14 protein-coding genes are annotated in these 14,711 nt (G+C 41.9%); 1 reads left to right on the top strand and 13 read right to left on the bottom strand.

The window, feature by feature from the left end:
• Positions 1 to 94: 94 nt before the first annotated feature.
• The 6 genes from KSU66_RS17195 to KSU66_RS17175 form a co-directional block, all read right to left on the bottom strand.
• Positions 95 to 616, bottom strand: a complete 522-nt coding sequence (locus KSU66_RS17195) for a CueP family metal-binding protein (protein WP_269052693.1) — start codon at positions 614 to 616, stop codon at positions 95 to 97.
• A gap of 325 nt (positions 617 to 941) precedes the next feature.
• Positions 942 to 1,508 (bottom strand): DUF4256 domain-containing protein, encoded by a 567-nt coding sequence (locus KSU66_RS17190; protein ID WP_269052692.1) that lies wholly within the window; start codon positions 1,506 to 1,508, stop codon positions 942 to 944.
• An 82-nt stretch (positions 1,509 to 1,590) separates the two neighbouring features.
• The gene (gene rlmD, locus KSU66_RS17185; RefSeq protein ID WP_269052691.1) at positions 1,591 to 2,952 is read right to left on the bottom strand and encodes a 23S rRNA (uracil(1939)-C(5))-methyltransferase RlmD; all 1,362 of its coding nucleotides are present in this window, start codon (positions 2,950 to 2,952) and stop codon (positions 1,591 to 1,593) included.
• Between the two features lie 84 nt (positions 2,953 to 3,036).
• Positions 3,037 to 3,153 carry a cytochrome bd oxidase small subunit CydS gene (gene cydS / locus KSU66_RS21465; RefSeq protein ID WP_443029004.1) on the bottom strand — a complete coding sequence of 39 codons (117 nt, stop codon included), beginning with the start codon at positions 3,151 to 3,153 and terminating at the stop codon, positions 3,037 to 3,039.
• A 14-nt stretch (positions 3,154 to 3,167) separates the two neighbouring features.
• Positions 3,168 to 4,193 (bottom strand): cytochrome d ubiquinol oxidase subunit II, encoded by a 1,026-nt coding sequence (locus KSU66_RS17180; protein ID WP_269052690.1) that lies wholly within the window; start codon positions 4,191 to 4,193, stop codon positions 3,168 to 3,170.
• Entirely contained in the window at positions 4,190 to 5,536 is a 1,347-nt protein-coding gene (locus KSU66_RS17175) for a cytochrome ubiquinol oxidase subunit I (RefSeq protein ID WP_269052689.1), read from the bottom strand. Before KSU66_RS17175 ends, KSU66_RS17180 begins: the two co-directional genes overlap by 4 nt.
• 281 nt (positions 5,537 to 5,817) lie before the next feature.
• On the opposite strand from KSU66_RS17175, the gene KSU66_RS17170 reads away from it, so the two are divergent.
• A complete protein-coding gene (locus tag KSU66_RS17170) occupies positions 5,818 to 6,246 on the top strand; it encodes an NUDIX hydrolase (RefSeq protein ID WP_269052688.1) in 429 nt (142 codons plus the stop codon).
• Between the two features lie 192 nt (positions 6,247 to 6,438).
• Here KSU66_RS17170 and KSU66_RS17165 read toward each other — a convergent pair whose 3' ends face one another.
• The 7 genes from KSU66_RS17165 to ligA form a co-directional block, all read right to left on the bottom strand.
• Entirely contained in the window at positions 6,439 to 7,371 is a 933-nt protein-coding gene (locus KSU66_RS17165; protein ID WP_269052687.1) for a diacylglycerol kinase, read from the bottom strand.
• 102 nt (positions 7,372 to 7,473) lie between these two features.
• The gene (locus tag KSU66_RS17160; RefSeq protein ID WP_269052686.1) at positions 7,474 to 8,043 is read right to left on the bottom strand and encodes a thioredoxin family protein; all 570 of its coding nucleotides are present in this window, start codon (positions 8,041 to 8,043) and stop codon (positions 7,474 to 7,476) included.
• Positions 8,044 to 8,186: 143 nt separating this feature from the next.
• Complete coding sequence (gatB, locus tag KSU66_RS17155; RefSeq protein WP_269052685.1) at positions 8,187 to 9,617, bottom strand: Asp-tRNA(Asn)/Glu-tRNA(Gln) amidotransferase subunit GatB; 1,431 nt, start codon at positions 9,615 to 9,617, stop codon at positions 8,187 to 8,189.
• Positions 9,618 to 9,619: 2 nt separating this feature from the next.
• Positions 9,620 to 11,083 (bottom strand): Asp-tRNA(Asn)/Glu-tRNA(Gln) amidotransferase subunit GatA, encoded by a 1,464-nt coding sequence (gene gatA, locus KSU66_RS17150; protein WP_269052684.1) that lies wholly within the window; start codon positions 11,081 to 11,083, stop codon positions 9,620 to 9,622.
• Between the two features lie 24 nt (positions 11,084 to 11,107).
• Complete coding sequence (gene gatC, locus KSU66_RS17145; RefSeq protein WP_269052683.1) at positions 11,108 to 11,395, bottom strand: Asp-tRNA(Asn)/Glu-tRNA(Gln) amidotransferase subunit GatC; 288 nt, start codon at positions 11,393 to 11,395, stop codon at positions 11,108 to 11,110.
• A gap of 75 nt (positions 11,396 to 11,470) precedes the next feature.
• On the bottom strand, positions 11,471 to 12,595 hold the full coding sequence (locus KSU66_RS17140; RefSeq protein WP_269052682.1) for a CamS family sex pheromone protein: 1,125 nt from the start codon (positions 12,593 to 12,595) through the stop codon (positions 11,471 to 11,473).
• On the bottom strand, positions 12,592 to 14,613 hold the full coding sequence (gene ligA, locus KSU66_RS17135; RefSeq protein ID WP_269052681.1) for an NAD-dependent DNA ligase LigA: 2,022 nt from the start codon (positions 14,611 to 14,613) through the stop codon (positions 12,592 to 12,594). The genes KSU66_RS17140 and ligA overlap by 4 nt, the downstream gene beginning before the upstream one ends.
• Positions 14,614 to 14,711: the final 98 nt, after the last annotated feature.

Raw genomic sequence — 14,711 nt, 5'->3', positions numbered from 1 at the left:
AATCTAGCCTGAAAAAAGAACCGTGATACGCAGCCTTGGCATATTAACGATTCTAATTAAAGGATTGGATAAGAATGCTATCCAACTGTTTCTATTATGTTAACTGCATTGTTGTGATACAAGTATTGTCGCCTTCAAAAGTGGAAATCTCAGATTCGACTGTTTTTCCGTCATACTCGATTTTCACTTGATATGTTTGATCACGTGGTAACCACAAATCAATAAATCCATTTTCTAAAGATGCAATCGTTTCATCCATCACTACATTGCCTTCTTCATCTTCAATATACACATCGAAATCTTTTTCTACTAATTCTCCTTGGCATCCTGTTAAGCTGTGGATCGCACATTCATGTGTGACTTCAACAAACGGTGCAATTGAAACGAAAAACTCTTCGCTTGGAAGGTTAAATGAAGTCTCCTTCCCATTATCCGTCACAACCAGTTCATGTGATGTAATGGACGCGGTTACCTCTCCAAAATCACCAACACTATACTCATGGACTTTTTCCTTAATGTCCTGTGCTCCCTCTTCACTGGGCACACTATTATTGTTACAAGCAACTAACATAAGGCTAAGCAATAATCCGAACGCTATAAGCAAACCCTTTTTCATAAACTTTCCCACTCCTATTTTATTCTCATATTGACTGACTCCAAGCCATAAATGATATCCGTACTAAAATCATATACTAACTTTTACAGCTTGAACGTTTACAAGTTCAACAATTTGATGAATATTTGGGCTCTTCGCCAAAATATGTGCTTGACAAGCAAATACTAATCTAATCCACCGTTGATTTCCGTTGCAGGCGGTCGCTTTCCACTCCAATCAACTAGCATGGTGGATAAAAAATAAGACTACTTAGCATAAGAACAGATTTTGGCGATGAGTCAATATTGGAATTAGATAAGTGGGCTGGCTACTAAGAAATTAAGATTCAGACTTTTAGCGAGCCACGGAAACCTCTTGCCGCATAGTAGGATTCTGCTCCATTGTGGTACACAAAGACAGTGTCGTAGCGATAATCACAGAAGACGGCGCCACCAAGTTTTCTAATATGAGCAGGCGTTTGCACCCAGCTCGATGTTTTCATATCGAAGTTTCCAAGTTTCTGCAGCTCTCGGTATTGTTCTTCTGTTAAAATTTCAATGCCCATATCAGTTGCCATATCTAGCGCGTTGTTTTCTGGTTTGTGTTTTTTCCTTGACTCTAACGCTTCGAGATCGTAACAAACACTTCTGCGACCTTTAGGACTTTCTGCTGAACAATCATAAAAAGTATATTCTTCCTTTGTCACATCATACCCAACAACATCCGGTTCACCGCCGGTTATTTCCATTTCATTGAGCGTCCACAGTTTTTCAGTATGAGCTTCCAGCTTCTCTTGGACTTTAGCCCATTCAAGACCTTCATGGCGATTCATATTTTTCTCAAAACGGGCTTTCAACGTGCTAAACAATTCTTCACTTTGTTCTTGTGATAACTCTTTATTACTTTTCGTCATATTATTTTCACCCTTTTTTTATAATAGGATGTCAGTCACTCAAACTTTCATGACTGAATGAGCGACAGGCACCAAAGTACAATTACAATTCCAACCAAGCCACGCATTCCACATGACTACTATGCGGGAACATATCCACAGGCTGTACTTCCTGCGTGCGATATCCTCCGTCTTCAAGAATACGTAAGTCCCGTGCAAGCGTTCCGGGATTACATGAAACGTAAACGACGCGCTTCGGTTTATATTCCAAAATTGTATTTAACAGTTCTTCGTCGCATCCTTTACGAGGTGGATCGACAACTAATACATCAAATCGTTTCCCATCGGCATACCATTTCGGAATGACGACTTCTGCGGGTCCCGCTTCAAAGTACGCATTGTCCATTCCGTTTAATTCTGCATTGCGTTTTGCATCCTCGATTGCTTGTGGAACAATTTCGACACCATATACTTCTTTCGCTTTTTGGGCGATGAAGAGCGAGATCGTTCCGATGCCGCAATATGCGTCAATAACTGATTCGTCTCCAGTTAGTTGTGCATATTCTAACGCCTGGCCATAAAGAACTTCTGTCTGTTCCGGATTCACTTGATAAAAAGAACGTGCGGATATTTCGAAATCGATGTCCCCAATGGAATCGACAATGAATGATTTGCCGTGTAGACAAATGGTTTCTTCTCCAAAAATAACGTTTGTTTTTTGGTTGTTGACGTTTTGCATAATCGACGTCACATTCGGAACAACTTTTTTAATCAGTTCAACGACTGCATCTTTTTGTGGAAACTTCTTTTTATTTGTAACGAGGACGACCATGATTTCACCCGTTGCGCGACCTTTTCGAACAACAAGATGCCGCAACATTCCCCTGTGTGTCAACTCATCGTAGGCCTCAATACCAAGTCCATGTAGCTCCTGTTTCAGCGCTGTCATAAGATCGTCAGCTACTTCACTTTGAATGATGCAGACGTCCGTATCGACGATATGATGTGTGCGTGTCCGGTAAAAACCGGATACGATATCGCCATTTCGTTCACTGAACGGAATTTGTGATTTGTTACGGTAACGCCATGGATCATCCATTCCTTTTACCGCATGAACAGGAACATGTGGAAGCTTTCCGATTCGGTCCATCACATCACGTACTGTTTTTCTTTTTTGTACAAGTTGACCTTCATAAGACAAATGCTGAAGTTGACACCCACCGCATTCAGAAAACACATGACAAGGTGGTTCAACGCGGTCCGGCGATTCTTTCGTCACGTTCAACAAACGTGCAAAGCCATACTTTTTCATTGTTTTCGTCACGTGTACGTCTACTTCTTCACCAGGAAGCGCCCCCGGGATGAAAAGAGGATAGCCATCCACTTTTCCAACTCCGGCTCCGTCGTGCGTCAAATCTTCCACTAAAACATTCAAACGATCATTTCGATTTACAATATAAGACATTAGGTTTCCTCCAAATTTCTGATGTCTATAGTTTACCATGTAGTAGACGAAAAAACAGACGCCGCATCGACGCCTGCCCAATTCTTATTCTTCTTCAATTTGTTTCTTCACCGCGCCGTCCATAGGTGCGACGATAAAGGCCAGAACGAGTCCGGCGATAAGGACGATGAATGGCGCGTAAAACATTAGAAAGTGATTCACTGGACATTCCTCCTTTATGCATGGTATTTTCCTTTTCCGCGAACGTAGTCTTTATCGAACAAGAACAAGCGCATAAGTAAATACAGTGACGGAATGAGTAGACCGAGCCCTAGAATAAAGACAACAATTAGTGAAATAGCCATCGCTGGATTCGTAAAACTATCGTAAATCGTCAAATATGGGTAAAGCAGATATGGATAATGAGAAGCACCATAGCCGAAGAATGCAAAAACGAATTGTCCAAGAAGCAACAGGAACGCAAGCCCATACTTACGACGTTTCCAAATGAGCCAAACCGTTCCAATGAACATAAGTAGAGAAATCAAGAACATCGGCCAAAAAGTCTGGATGTTGCTGTAATGTTCGGGATTATGGTTTCTTAACTCAACAATAATTCCACCTGCTGTAATCATCGTCGGTAGCGACCAAATGAGCGCATACTTCCGCAGAAGATTTGTTGCTTCCACGTCACGCGCCTTATTTGCATACCATGTGAGAAACACAGCGGATATATAGAGCGTTGCCGCAATACTTAACACAACGACCGCCCACGTCAGCCGGCTCGTAAACAACAGCCAATAATCGAGCACAGGATGGTCGTTCACCATTGTGACGAAACCACCTTCTGAAATCGTTAAGACAATCGACAGCGATGCCGGGATTAATATCCCTGCAAGACCGTACATAAACGAGTATCCTTTGTGCCCACGTGTGCCATACGTTTCAAACGCATAGTAGGAACCTCGAATGGCAATCAGAATAATCCCTATACTAACCGGCACCAATAGAACCGTTCCATAGTAAAATGCTGTTTTCGGGAAGAATCCGATAATCCCCACAAAGAAAAAGACGAGGAACACATTTGTCACTTCCCACACAGGTGATAAATAACGCTGAATAATATTCGTCAAAATGCGCTGGCGACCCGTTAGCAAACTATACGCGTTGAAGAAACCTGCCCCAAAGTCGATTGCACCAATTAGTATATAACCAAACAAGAAAACCCATAGAACGGATATACCAAGGATTTCGAGCGTCATAACACATCACCGCCTTTTTCCATTTCACGGTCTTCAATTTCACGTTCAACCGGGTTGTTTCGGAACATCCTTCTTAGAACAACGACGCTACCTACTCCAAGAACAAAATAAAGAAGGGCGAAAAGCACAAGCATCGTATCAACATGACCGCTTGTCGTAGCCCCATCTTCGGTCCGCATAATTCCCCGAAGAATCCAAGGCTGTCTACCTACTTCGGCCATCCACCAACCCGCTTCTATTGCTAATAGAGACAATGGACCTCCGAATACAATCAACCAACGAAACCACTTTTTCGTAACCATTTTCCAACGTAGCTTGGTGCCGAGCCAGAAAACTCCCGATAAAACTGTCATCCAAATACCAATTGTCACCATAAGATCGAACAGATAATGGATATATAGTGGCGGAATTTCATCTTCCGCGAACTGATCAAGTCCAATTACTTCTGCAGCCGGATTGGCGTGTGCAAGAATACTTAGTGCGAATGGTATTTTAATGGCATACTTTACTTCTCCATCATCAAGCACACCGTACAAAATGAGTGGTGCATTGCCTTCTGTTTCAAAATGCCATTCGGCCGCAGCCAATTTTTCCGGCTGATATTCTGCTAAATACTTTCCGGAGAAATCTCCGATGACAGCCGCTGCAACCGCAAAAATCAATCCGACTTTCATCGTTAAGTAAAGCGCTTTTTTATGATATTCATGATTCGATCCTTTTAACAGACGAAATGCTGCGATTGCTGCAAGAACGAATGCCGCGGTCATATAGGATGTTACAACAACATGCGCAACTTTCGTCGGCATCGCAGGATTAAACATCGCAAGAAGTGGGTTAATATTAATCAGTTCACCATTAACGATATCGAACCCTCGAGGTGCGTTCATAAATGAATTCACAATTGTAATGAAAACAGCCGAGAACGATGCACCGATAGCTACCGGAATCAGCAGTAGGAAATGTTTTTTCTGATTTTCGAACCGATCCCATGTGTACAAATAAATCCCAAGAAAAATAGCTTCAAAAAAGAATGCAAATGTTTCCATGAAGAGTGGAAGTGCGATTACATTCCCTGCTAGTTCCATAAAATTAGGCCATAACAGAGACAATTGTAATCCGATTGCCGTTCCGGTTACTACCCCGACCGCAACTGTAATAACGAACCCTCGGGCCCATCTTCTTGCAAGTAAAATATAATGCTCGTCGTTTTTCTTAATTCCAACCCACTGAGCAATCATGATCATTAGCGGAACCCCTACACCAATCGTCGCGTAAATAATATGGAAAGATAATGTTGTTTCTGTTAAAACGCGTGAAAAAAAGACGGCTTCTTCATTTCCCAACTACATAACCCCCTTCACCCTCCAAATACTCTTCCAATAATAGACAACAGCATAATTCCCGCAATAATAAAAGCTAACCACATGAGGCGTTTTTCATGTACTTTATACATCACGACACGACCTTTCCAATACTATCCTTCCTCTATCTTATACCCACTATACTCCCGGATAACTACAGCAATCTAGATATTTTTTTTATGCAAACCACTTTTAAATTTCGACTTGCATTTAATCAGACTATTCCGTAATATAGAAAGACAAGGAATCAGGAGTGATATATTATGGAGTTCAAAAGAAAAGTGCTAGGTTATATTACAAAAGGAGAAGATCCGAATTGGGAGATTCTTGTATTTAAGCAAAAAGAACACCCCGAAGCAGGGCTTCAAGTTCCAGGTGGTACCATTGAGAGCGAAGAACTTATTATCGATGCACTTTATCGAGAAATAGAGGAGGAAACAGGGATTCCAAGAGATGAACTTATACTGGAAGGGAAAGTAAATAAAACAAGTTTTTATCCTAAAAACAAAAACACATTTTATGAGCGAACAATTTTTCATCTCACCTATATAGGCCCAAACCGGTCCGAATGGGAACATCTCGTCGAAAGTGATGGAGAAGACGATGGCATGACATTTTGTCACCGCTTTATTCCCGTACACGAACTTCCCAAACTTGCAGCCAATCAAGACCAAGCCATTACGCTGTTATGAGAAAAGCGAAAGTGGCCTGACTAGACTCGACAGGCATAAGACGGATTGGCGAAGCGGTTTTTTTCCGCATAGCCAAGTCGACTTATGACCCGAGAGCCTGGCCACTGAAGTCTAGACAATAAAGAAAAGCGCAAGCGCCTAGTTAGCTCGCTATGCGCTAAAATCTAAACAATAAAAAACTGCCCGTGGGATTTACTCCGCAGGCAGTCTTTTTTGTACAATGTCTTGTTCTCTGAGTTCGTCCAGTGGAGCAAAGACTTCGATATGTCGATAAAGATTTTCGAATGTGGCAGGAAGGACTCCGCCGTATTCCCCATCTAAGTTAAGAAGAACTTTATCATCTGATGTGACTACGATTTTTTCCGCCTTACTTGAAACGACAAGCGGATCATCTAGATGTTCTCCTCGAATAGCGAGTGTAACAACACGGATGAATTCCGCAATATTACATTTTTTCAATATTAAAAGTGTAAATTTCCCGTCGTTTAAACTCGAGTTTGGGGCAAGTTTTTCAAAACCACCAACTGAATTTGTTAATCCAACGAGGAACATCATCGCCTCTTCATCAAACACTTCTCCATCATACTCAATCTTCAGATGTGACGAATGGATAGATGGTAGCATTTCAATTCCTTTTAAATAATAGGCAAGTTGCCCAAGCATTGTTTTCAATCGACTTGGCACATCATACGTCAATTCGGTCAAACGTCCGCCACCCGCGATATTAATAAAATGGCGATTGTTCATTAAACCGACGTCTACGGGAACGGTTTCACCTCGGATGATAATATCGAGCGCGCTATTAATATCACGCGGGATACGTATAGCCCGCGCAAAATCATTCGTCGTTCCCATCGGAATTAGTCCGATTTTCGGTCTATTTTCAAACGGGCTAATTCCCTCAACTACTTCGTTTAAGGTTCCATCGCCGCCTGCCGCAATAATAAGGTCAAACCCTCGTTCTACTGCACTTTTAGCCGCTTCTACCGCATCGCCTTCACTCGTAGTTGCATGAGTAGATGTTTCATATCCAGCAATTTCAAGCTTTTCAAGAACCTCACCAAGATGTTTGCGAAAAGCTTCGCGTCCAGCTGTAGGGTTGTAAATAATACGTGCACGTTTCATTCGAAATTTCCTTCCTATTTACACATATTTAAGTAATCATTTTTTGTGAAATGATTACTTATATGACGTTATCCATAATTCTTATGTTGCACAAAACTGCTTTTATGACTGCTTTTGCAATATCGGGAGAAATTTATTTCGAATGTCTTCGTAAACAGTTAGCCAGTACTCAGGCTTGGACGTATATTCAGCTGAAATCCGCTCAACAAACTCCTGTTGTTTTTCCTTGTACTCCGGTGCATCCGCTGGCGGCATCGATTGGCGAAGTCCCATGACGTATTCTTGAATCTGTGCCGCACGCGGTCCCCACGTTTCCTTTACTTTCCCGTCTTCACCAAGGAACAAATACATCGGAATCGAACGTCCGCCATTCGTTAAATACCGATCAATCAGGTCTGTATCTTCATCGCGGTATACTGCGCGCACATCGAGTTCTGCCGCTTCCGCAATTCTTCTAAATACCGGATTGTTCATCATCGCGTCTCCGCACCAGTCTTCAGTAATGACAAGGATTTCGGGGTTTTTCTCTTTCAATAAATCAATAAATTCATCGTCCTGTGGCACTTCGAATTGTTCATAAATACGAAATGAGCTTTCTTTATGTTGTTCCATCTTGTCCATATATTGTGTGAGTGAAATTGCTTCATCGAAATATTGTTTTTCAGTCTTCATTAATCAACACACTCCTTTAATTTAATTGTACGGTTTCTTTCGAATCGAATCAAATTCTAGAATTATAATAGCGTTCGTTATAAGACTGTGGCAGTCATACAACGAACGCTTCAAGTTTTTCATCTAGTTAAGAGCTTTTGAAATTATCGCTTCTCGATTTCCTCGAGGAGAATTTTATTGACTAGAGGTGGGTTTGCTTGGCCTTTGGATGCTTTCATCACTTGTCCAACGAGGAAGCCAAGTGCACGCCCTTTCCCTTCTTTATAATCAATAATGGATTGTTCATTACCATCGAGTATTTCCGCAACCATTGTGCGAAGAGTGCCTTCATCTGAAATTTGGACGAGACCTTTCTCTTTAACGATATCGTCTGCGTTTCCGCCTTTTTCAATGAGTTCTTTAAATACTTTTTTCGCAATTTTCGTAGAAATTGTCCCATCAGTGATGAGTTTAATCATACTTGTAAGCCCAACAGGTGTCAGTTCTGTTTCATTAATTTCCTTTTGTTCGGAATTCAAATAAGCAGACACCTCGCCCATTAGCCAGTTCGATGCAAGTTTCGCATCCGCGCCTGCGCTTACAGTCGCTTCGAAGAAATCGGACATTTCTTTTGTTAATGTCAATACCATTGCATCATATGCAGGTAAGTCAAGTTCGTTAATATAACGTGTTTTTCGTGCGTCCGGAAGTTCAGGAATTTCCGCACGTACACGAGCTTGCCATTCTTCATCGATGTAGATGTCCGTAAGATCTGGATCTGGAAGGAAACGATAATCATTCGCTTCGCCCTTTATGCGCATTAGGCTAGTTTGGCCCGTTGCTTCCTCATAACGACGCGTTTCTTGTTCAATTTTACCGCCAGACAACAAGATTTTCTCTTGTCGCTCTACTTCAAATCCAATTCCACGACGTACGAAGTTGAATGAGTTTAAGTTTTTGAGTTCTGTTTTTGTTCCGAACTTTTCTTGACCGTATGGACGAATCGAAATATTCGCGTCACAACGGAGTGATCCTTCTTCCATACGGCAATCTGAAACGCCTGTATATTGAACAATCGCTTTTAGTTTTTCAAGGAATGCATATGCTTCTTCTGGTGAACGAACATCCGCCTCTGTCACAATTTCAATAAGTGGTGTTCCTTGACGGTTCAAGTCGACAAGCGAATATCCCTCATCTGTATGTGTCAGTTTTCCTGCATCTTCTTCTAAGTGTACGCGTTCAATACGGATTTTCTTCTTTTTCCCGTCGACTTCAATTTCTACCCAACCGTTTTTACCGATTGGACGTTTGTCTTGTGAAATTTGATACGCTTTTGGATTATCCGGATAGAAATAATGTTTGCGGTCAAAATGCATAACAGATGCAATTTCACAGTTCAGTGCCATTGCCGCCTTCATACCAAAATCGACGACGCTTTTGTTTAACACCGGTAAAACACCCGGATATGCTAAGTCTGTTACATGAATATTGACGTTTGGTTCCGCGCCGAAATGAGCGGGAGCCGGTGAAAATATTTTCGTGTCTGTTTTAAGTTCTACGTGGACTTCAAGCCCAACAATTGTTTCAAAGTTCATGTTTATTTCCCCTCCCATATGGCGGGAGTGCGTGTATGGAAATCAGTCGCTTTTTCATACGCATGCGCCACTTTATAAATTGTCGCTTCATCAAAATGGTTTCCGATGATTTGTAAACCGAGTGGAAGGCCGTTTGAAAACCCACAAGGAACCGAAAGTGCTGGTACGCCAGCAAGGTTAATTGGAACAGTCAATACGTCATTTGTATACACCGTTAATGGATCTTTAATAACTTCGCCAATTTTAAATGCTGGTACAGGCGTTGTTGGTCCAATGATTACATCGTATTTAGCAAACACATTTTTAAAGTCTTGCGTGATTAATGTACGTGCTTGTTGAGACTTCTCGAAGTACGTTTCATGGTGTCCGGCACTCAGTGTATACGTTCCTAAAAGGATACGTCTTTTCACTTCGTCACCGAAACCTTCAGCACGAGACTTTTTGTACAATTCTTCCAAGTCTTGAGCGTGTTCTGTCCGGAAGCCATAATGTACGCCGTCAAAACGTGCAAAATTGGAAGACGCTTCAGCTGATGAAATAAGATAATATGCCGGAAGTGCGTATTTCGAATGTGGAAGAGATACTTCTTCCCACTCTGCGCCAAGCGATTCGAGAACTTTTAACGCGTCCATCACTGCATTTTTTACATCTTCGCTAATGCCTTCGCCCATATATTCTTTCGGTACACCGATTTTCATGCCTCTAATATCGCCTGTAAGTGCACTGCTGAAATCAGGCACGTCTAGTGCAGATGATAAAGAATCTTTTGCATCGAGACCCGCAATTGCATTTAGTAGCAATGCATTATCCTCTACAGTTCGTGTCAGTGGTCCAATTTGGTCCAGTGAAGACGCGAATGCAACAAGTCCTGAACGAGATACACGTCCGTATGTTGGTTTCATACCTACTACACCACAATACGAGGCCGGTTGACGGACGGAACCGCCTGTGTCCGACCCAAGCGCGAAAGGTACTTCACCAGCCGCGACAGCTGCTGCTGAGCCGCCTGAAGAACCTCCTGGTACGTGGTCAAGATTCCATGGATTGCGTGTTGTCTTGAAGATTGATGATTCTGTTGAAGAACCCATTGCGAACTCGTCCATATTGAGTTTCCCGATATTGACCATGCCAGCATCGTTTAGTTTATCGACAACAGTTGCATTGTATACGGGTGTAAAGTTTTCAAGCATGCGGCTTGCACATGTTGTCACAAGTCCTTTTGTTACAATATTATCTTTTAGTCCAATTGGTAATCCAAAAAGTGGTCCCCGATTATCCATCGGTTGTTCGTCTAGTTTTTCTGCCTTAGCAATTGCTGCTTCTTCATTCAGTGCAAGAAATGCTTGTACTTCACCATCTATTTTGGAAACTCGAGTAAACGATTCTTCCGTCAATTCTTTGACCGAAACTTCCCGATTATGTAACAGCGTTTGAAGTTCTTTAGCCGTTTTATTGAATAACGTCATCTTTTCCCCTCCTCAATCTAGTTATTAAAGGATTGTCGGTACTTTAATTTGACCGCCTTTATGTTCCTTCACACTTTTCAACATTTCTTCACGATCTAGTACATCATTTGGTACGTCTTCACGCATAATATTTGTAAGTTCAAGCGCATGTGTCATTGGAACCACGTTTTCTGTATTCAGTTCAGTTAATTCATCCGCTATTTGAATGATACCCGCAAGATGCTTTGTAAAAGCCGCAGCTTCCTCATCCGTAATCGCAAGATGTGCAAGATCTGCCACATGAATCAGTTCTTCTTTCGTTAGTTCAGTCATTTTTTCTCCTCCTCATCTTTCAAGCCGTGCTATTTATCATACCATCTTAGAAAAAAGTTGGAAAGTCACACAAGTTTAGTGACCATATATATGAACATAAGGTTCTTCATTTCCCGCTTCTTTTACAATAAGTGCTTCCGGTCCATTAACTGAAGTTATGCTGACTTCCGTTTGAACGTTTGGAAAATACTTAACTACGAGCCCCGTCATATATTGTGTAAACCCAATCGTCTCACTTGTTCCGAAAAACTGGATCGGTATTTCAACCTCAAGTGATCTTAGTGAACCGTCCGTATACAAGCCTCTACCAATTACGTTGACGAAACTTGGAAAGTAATCGTCGATTGCTTGCTTAAAATTACGAAATGCAGTGTCTGTTTCCCTAAACTTTTCATCATTCGTTGCTGCTGGGAATAAAACATACTCTTCATCGACAATTTTCCATCCCGACGGGGTCGCTTTTCCTTTTTCTGCAACTGTTTTTGCAAAATAAGAACCAGGGGCAATTGAGTTCCGTTTTTCTTGTTTAAATAACCCGATAACGATTGGAATGTCACCAAGTCCTTCTTCTGCGCGAAGGCGACGAATGACTTCTTCGCCGAGTTTCATCCCTTCAGCCTCGATTACTTCCTTTGAAATCGTCGTTTCCGTTCCACTCTTCGAATAATGGACAGTATTAAGGGTAAGCCCAATCGACATTCCCGCAAGTTGAACTTTATTATCATCCGTTAATACGAGATAGTTTTGTTCTACAATACGTGCAAGGTAAACTGGCGCATCATTTGCGATATCTTCTTCACTCATCCCTTCTTTTATAGAAGGGTTTAGACCTAATTCATTTTCTTCTGATTTTCTACTAAGCCAAAGCCTAGCTGTTTTCTCGTTAATATACTGCCCTTCTTGAAAGAAATGTGTCTTCGTATCGAAAGTTTGTGCAGATAGACGTAATAGCCCTTCTTCCGCTTCTTTTACATCGTACTTCGTATTTGTGCTTCCCGTATAACCACGGCTTGCACCTTTTTTAAATGGTAAGATCGTTCGGTAATATGCATCTTTTAACTGCACTTCTGGAATAATTACCATCTCTTCCACATCTGTTTCACCATCTTGAATAACCTCTTCTTTTTCTCCAAATGAAGGGATACACCCTCCTATGAGAAGGATTGATAAAAGACTTGGCATTATTAACAATCTTTTCATACTGCGGACTCCTTTTTATCTAACGCTTCGATGAGCTGCGCTTCATTCCAAACGGTAATTTCAAGTTCTTCGGCTCTCGCTAGTTTTGAACCGGCATCTTCACCAGCAATAACGAGGTCTGTTTTTTTACTAACACTGCCGCTTACTTTACCACCTAGCGCTTCAATTTTACTTTTCGCCTCACCTCGGGTCAAGATAGACAACTTTCCTGTTAGGACAACTGTTTTTCCGGAAAATACACTATCCGCCGGAACGTCTTGCCGTGTGAGTCCTTTGTAGAGCAGATTCAAACCATAAGATTCTAGTTTTCGCAATACTTCTAGAACTTCTTCATTGGCGAAGTAAGTTATTAAGGAGTCCGCTACTTTTTCACCGATTTCATGGATTGAAATCAGTTTTTCCGTGTCTGCTTTTATGAGTGCTTCAAGCGAGCCAAATTCTTCAGCAAGAATGCGTGCCGCTTTTTCGCCCACATGACGAATCCCTAATCCAAACAACACTTTTTCCAGTGAATTTTCTTTTGAGTTTTCAATGGCTGTTAGTAAATTCGAAACGGATTTCTCGCCCATTCGCTCCAGTTCAACTAACTGTTCTTTTGTAAGTATATATAAATCTGAAACGTCATGGACAAGGTTTGCTTCATACAATTGTTCGGCAACCCGTTCTCCAATCCCTTCGATGTTCATAGCATTGCGTGAAACGAAGTGGATAATTGCTTCCTTCATCTGCGCTGGACATTTTGGATTGACACACCGAACAGCTACTTCTCCTTCAATCCGAATCAGTTCCGAATCACATGCCGGACAATTTCGTGGCATTTCAAATGGTTGTTCATCATCGGTTCTTTCTTCAATGACAGGCGCGACAACTTCCGGAATGATATCCCCCGCTTTTCGAATGACAACGGTGTCTCCAATTCGAATGTCTTTTTCTTTAATAAGATCCTCATTGTGAAGGGAAGCACGTCCTACCGTCGACCCATCGACGAGTACTGGCTCAAGGATTGCTGTCGGTGTGACGACGCCTGTCCTACCTACGCTTAACTCGATGTCTATTAGTTTTGTGACAACTTCTTCTGCCGGGAATTTAAAAGCGGTCGCCCATCTTGGACTTCTTGCTGTAAACCCAAGTTGTTCTTGGTCTTCAAAAAGATCGACTTTAATAACAATACCGTCGATTTCATAATCCAAGTCGGAACGAATTTCAATCCACTTCTCTACGTATTCAATTACTTCGTCAATCGTCGCACAGCGTTGTCTTTCCTGATTTGTTGCAAAATGAAGTCTATCCAAATAATCCAGTGCGTCTGAATGGCTATCGATGCCATATTCAGTTCCGTCTCCAGCAATTCCGTACACAAAAATGGCTAGATTACGACTCGCAGCTATTTTCGGGTCAAGTTGGCGAAGTGAACCCGCCGCGGCATTTCGCGGGTTCGCGAACGGTTCCTCTCCCGCTTCATCTCGGTTTTCATTTAACTGAACAAAAGCATTTTTCGGCATATAGGCTTCCCCACGCACTTCAATCGAGATGGGTTCTTTGAGTTGGAGTGGAATGGTACGGATCGTCTTCAGATTGGCCGTAATATCCTCTCCAACGGTTCCATCTCCCCGTGTAGCCCCTTGCACAAATTTCCCGTCAACATACCTTAGTGAAATGGCAAGGCCATCAATTTTCAATTCACAAACATAGGATACTTTATCCCCTGCAAGGGCTTGTACTCTTCTATCAAAGTCTCGAAGCTCTTCTTCATTAAATGCATTCGACAAACTAAGCATCGGAAATTCATGCGTTACTTTTCCATAGCCAGATAGAATTTCTCCACCGACACGTTGTGTTGGTGAGTCTGGATAAACCAGGTCGGGAAATTCTGATTCGATTGTTAGTAACTCTTGCATATACGCATCGTATATTGCATCGGTAACGAGTGGCTTATCCTGTACATAATAGGCTTCGCCATATTTGTGAAGAAGGTTATTCAGCTCTTCCACTCGTTCCATGAGTTCTTTTTTTTCCATCTTTTAGTTTCCTCCTTGGCTACGTATGTTGAAATAAATATTTTCCTCCAAATGGAAAACTGTTGAAACGGCTACCGCTAGCGCCAAGTGTTTTTAGG

The sequence above is a fragment of the Sporosarcina sp. G11-34 genome (assembly GCF_026931025.1).
Note: the sequence above shows the minus strand (reverse complement) of the source record. Positions and strands in the feature narration are given on the sequence as shown.

Excerpts from the sequence above, each read along its gene's own strand:
- KSU66_RS17140 (WP_269052682.1), bottom strand. The coding sequence starts at position 12,595 with ATGAAAAGATTGTTAATAATGCCAAGTCTTTTATCAATCCTTCTCATA.
- gatC (WP_269052683.1), bottom strand. The coding sequence starts at position 11,395 with ATGACTGAACTAACGAAAGAAGAACTGATTCATGTGGCAGATCTTGCA.
- KSU66_RS17195 (WP_269052693.1), bottom strand. The coding sequence starts at position 616 with ATGAAAAAGGGTTTGCTTATAGCGTTCGGATTATTGCTTAGCCTTATG.
- KSU66_RS17180 (WP_269052690.1), bottom strand. The coding sequence starts at position 4,193 with ATGACGCTCGAAATCCTTGGTATATCCGTTCTATGGGTTTTCTTGTTT.
- KSU66_RS17170 (WP_269052688.1), top strand. The coding sequence starts at position 5,818 with ATGGAGTTCAAAAGAAAAGTGCTAGGTTATATTACAAAAGGAGAAGAT.
- KSU66_RS17165 (WP_269052687.1), bottom strand. The coding sequence starts at position 7,371 with ATGAAACGTGCACGTATTATTTACAACCCTACAGCTGGACGCGAAGCT.
- KSU66_RS17190 (WP_269052692.1), bottom strand. The coding sequence starts at position 1,508 with ATGACGAAAAGTAATAAAGAGTTATCACAAGAACAAAGTGAAGAATTG.
- rlmD (WP_269052691.1), bottom strand. The coding sequence starts at position 2,952 with ATGTCTTATATTGTAAATCGAAATGATCGTTTGAATGTTTTAGTGGAA.
- gatB (WP_269052685.1), bottom strand. The coding sequence starts at position 9,617 with ATGAACTTTGAAACAATTGTTGGGCTTGAAGTCCACGTAGAACTTAAA.
- ligA (WP_269052681.1), bottom strand. The coding sequence starts at position 14,613 with ATGGAAAAAAAAGAACTCATGGAACGAGTGGAAGAGCTGAATAACCTT.
- KSU66_RS17160 (WP_269052686.1), bottom strand. The coding sequence starts at position 8,043 with ATGAAGACTGAAAAACAATATTTCGATGAAGCAATTTCACTCACACAA.
- gatA (WP_269052684.1), bottom strand. The coding sequence starts at position 11,083 with ATGACGTTATTCAATAAAACGGCTAAAGAACTTCAAACGCTGTTACAT.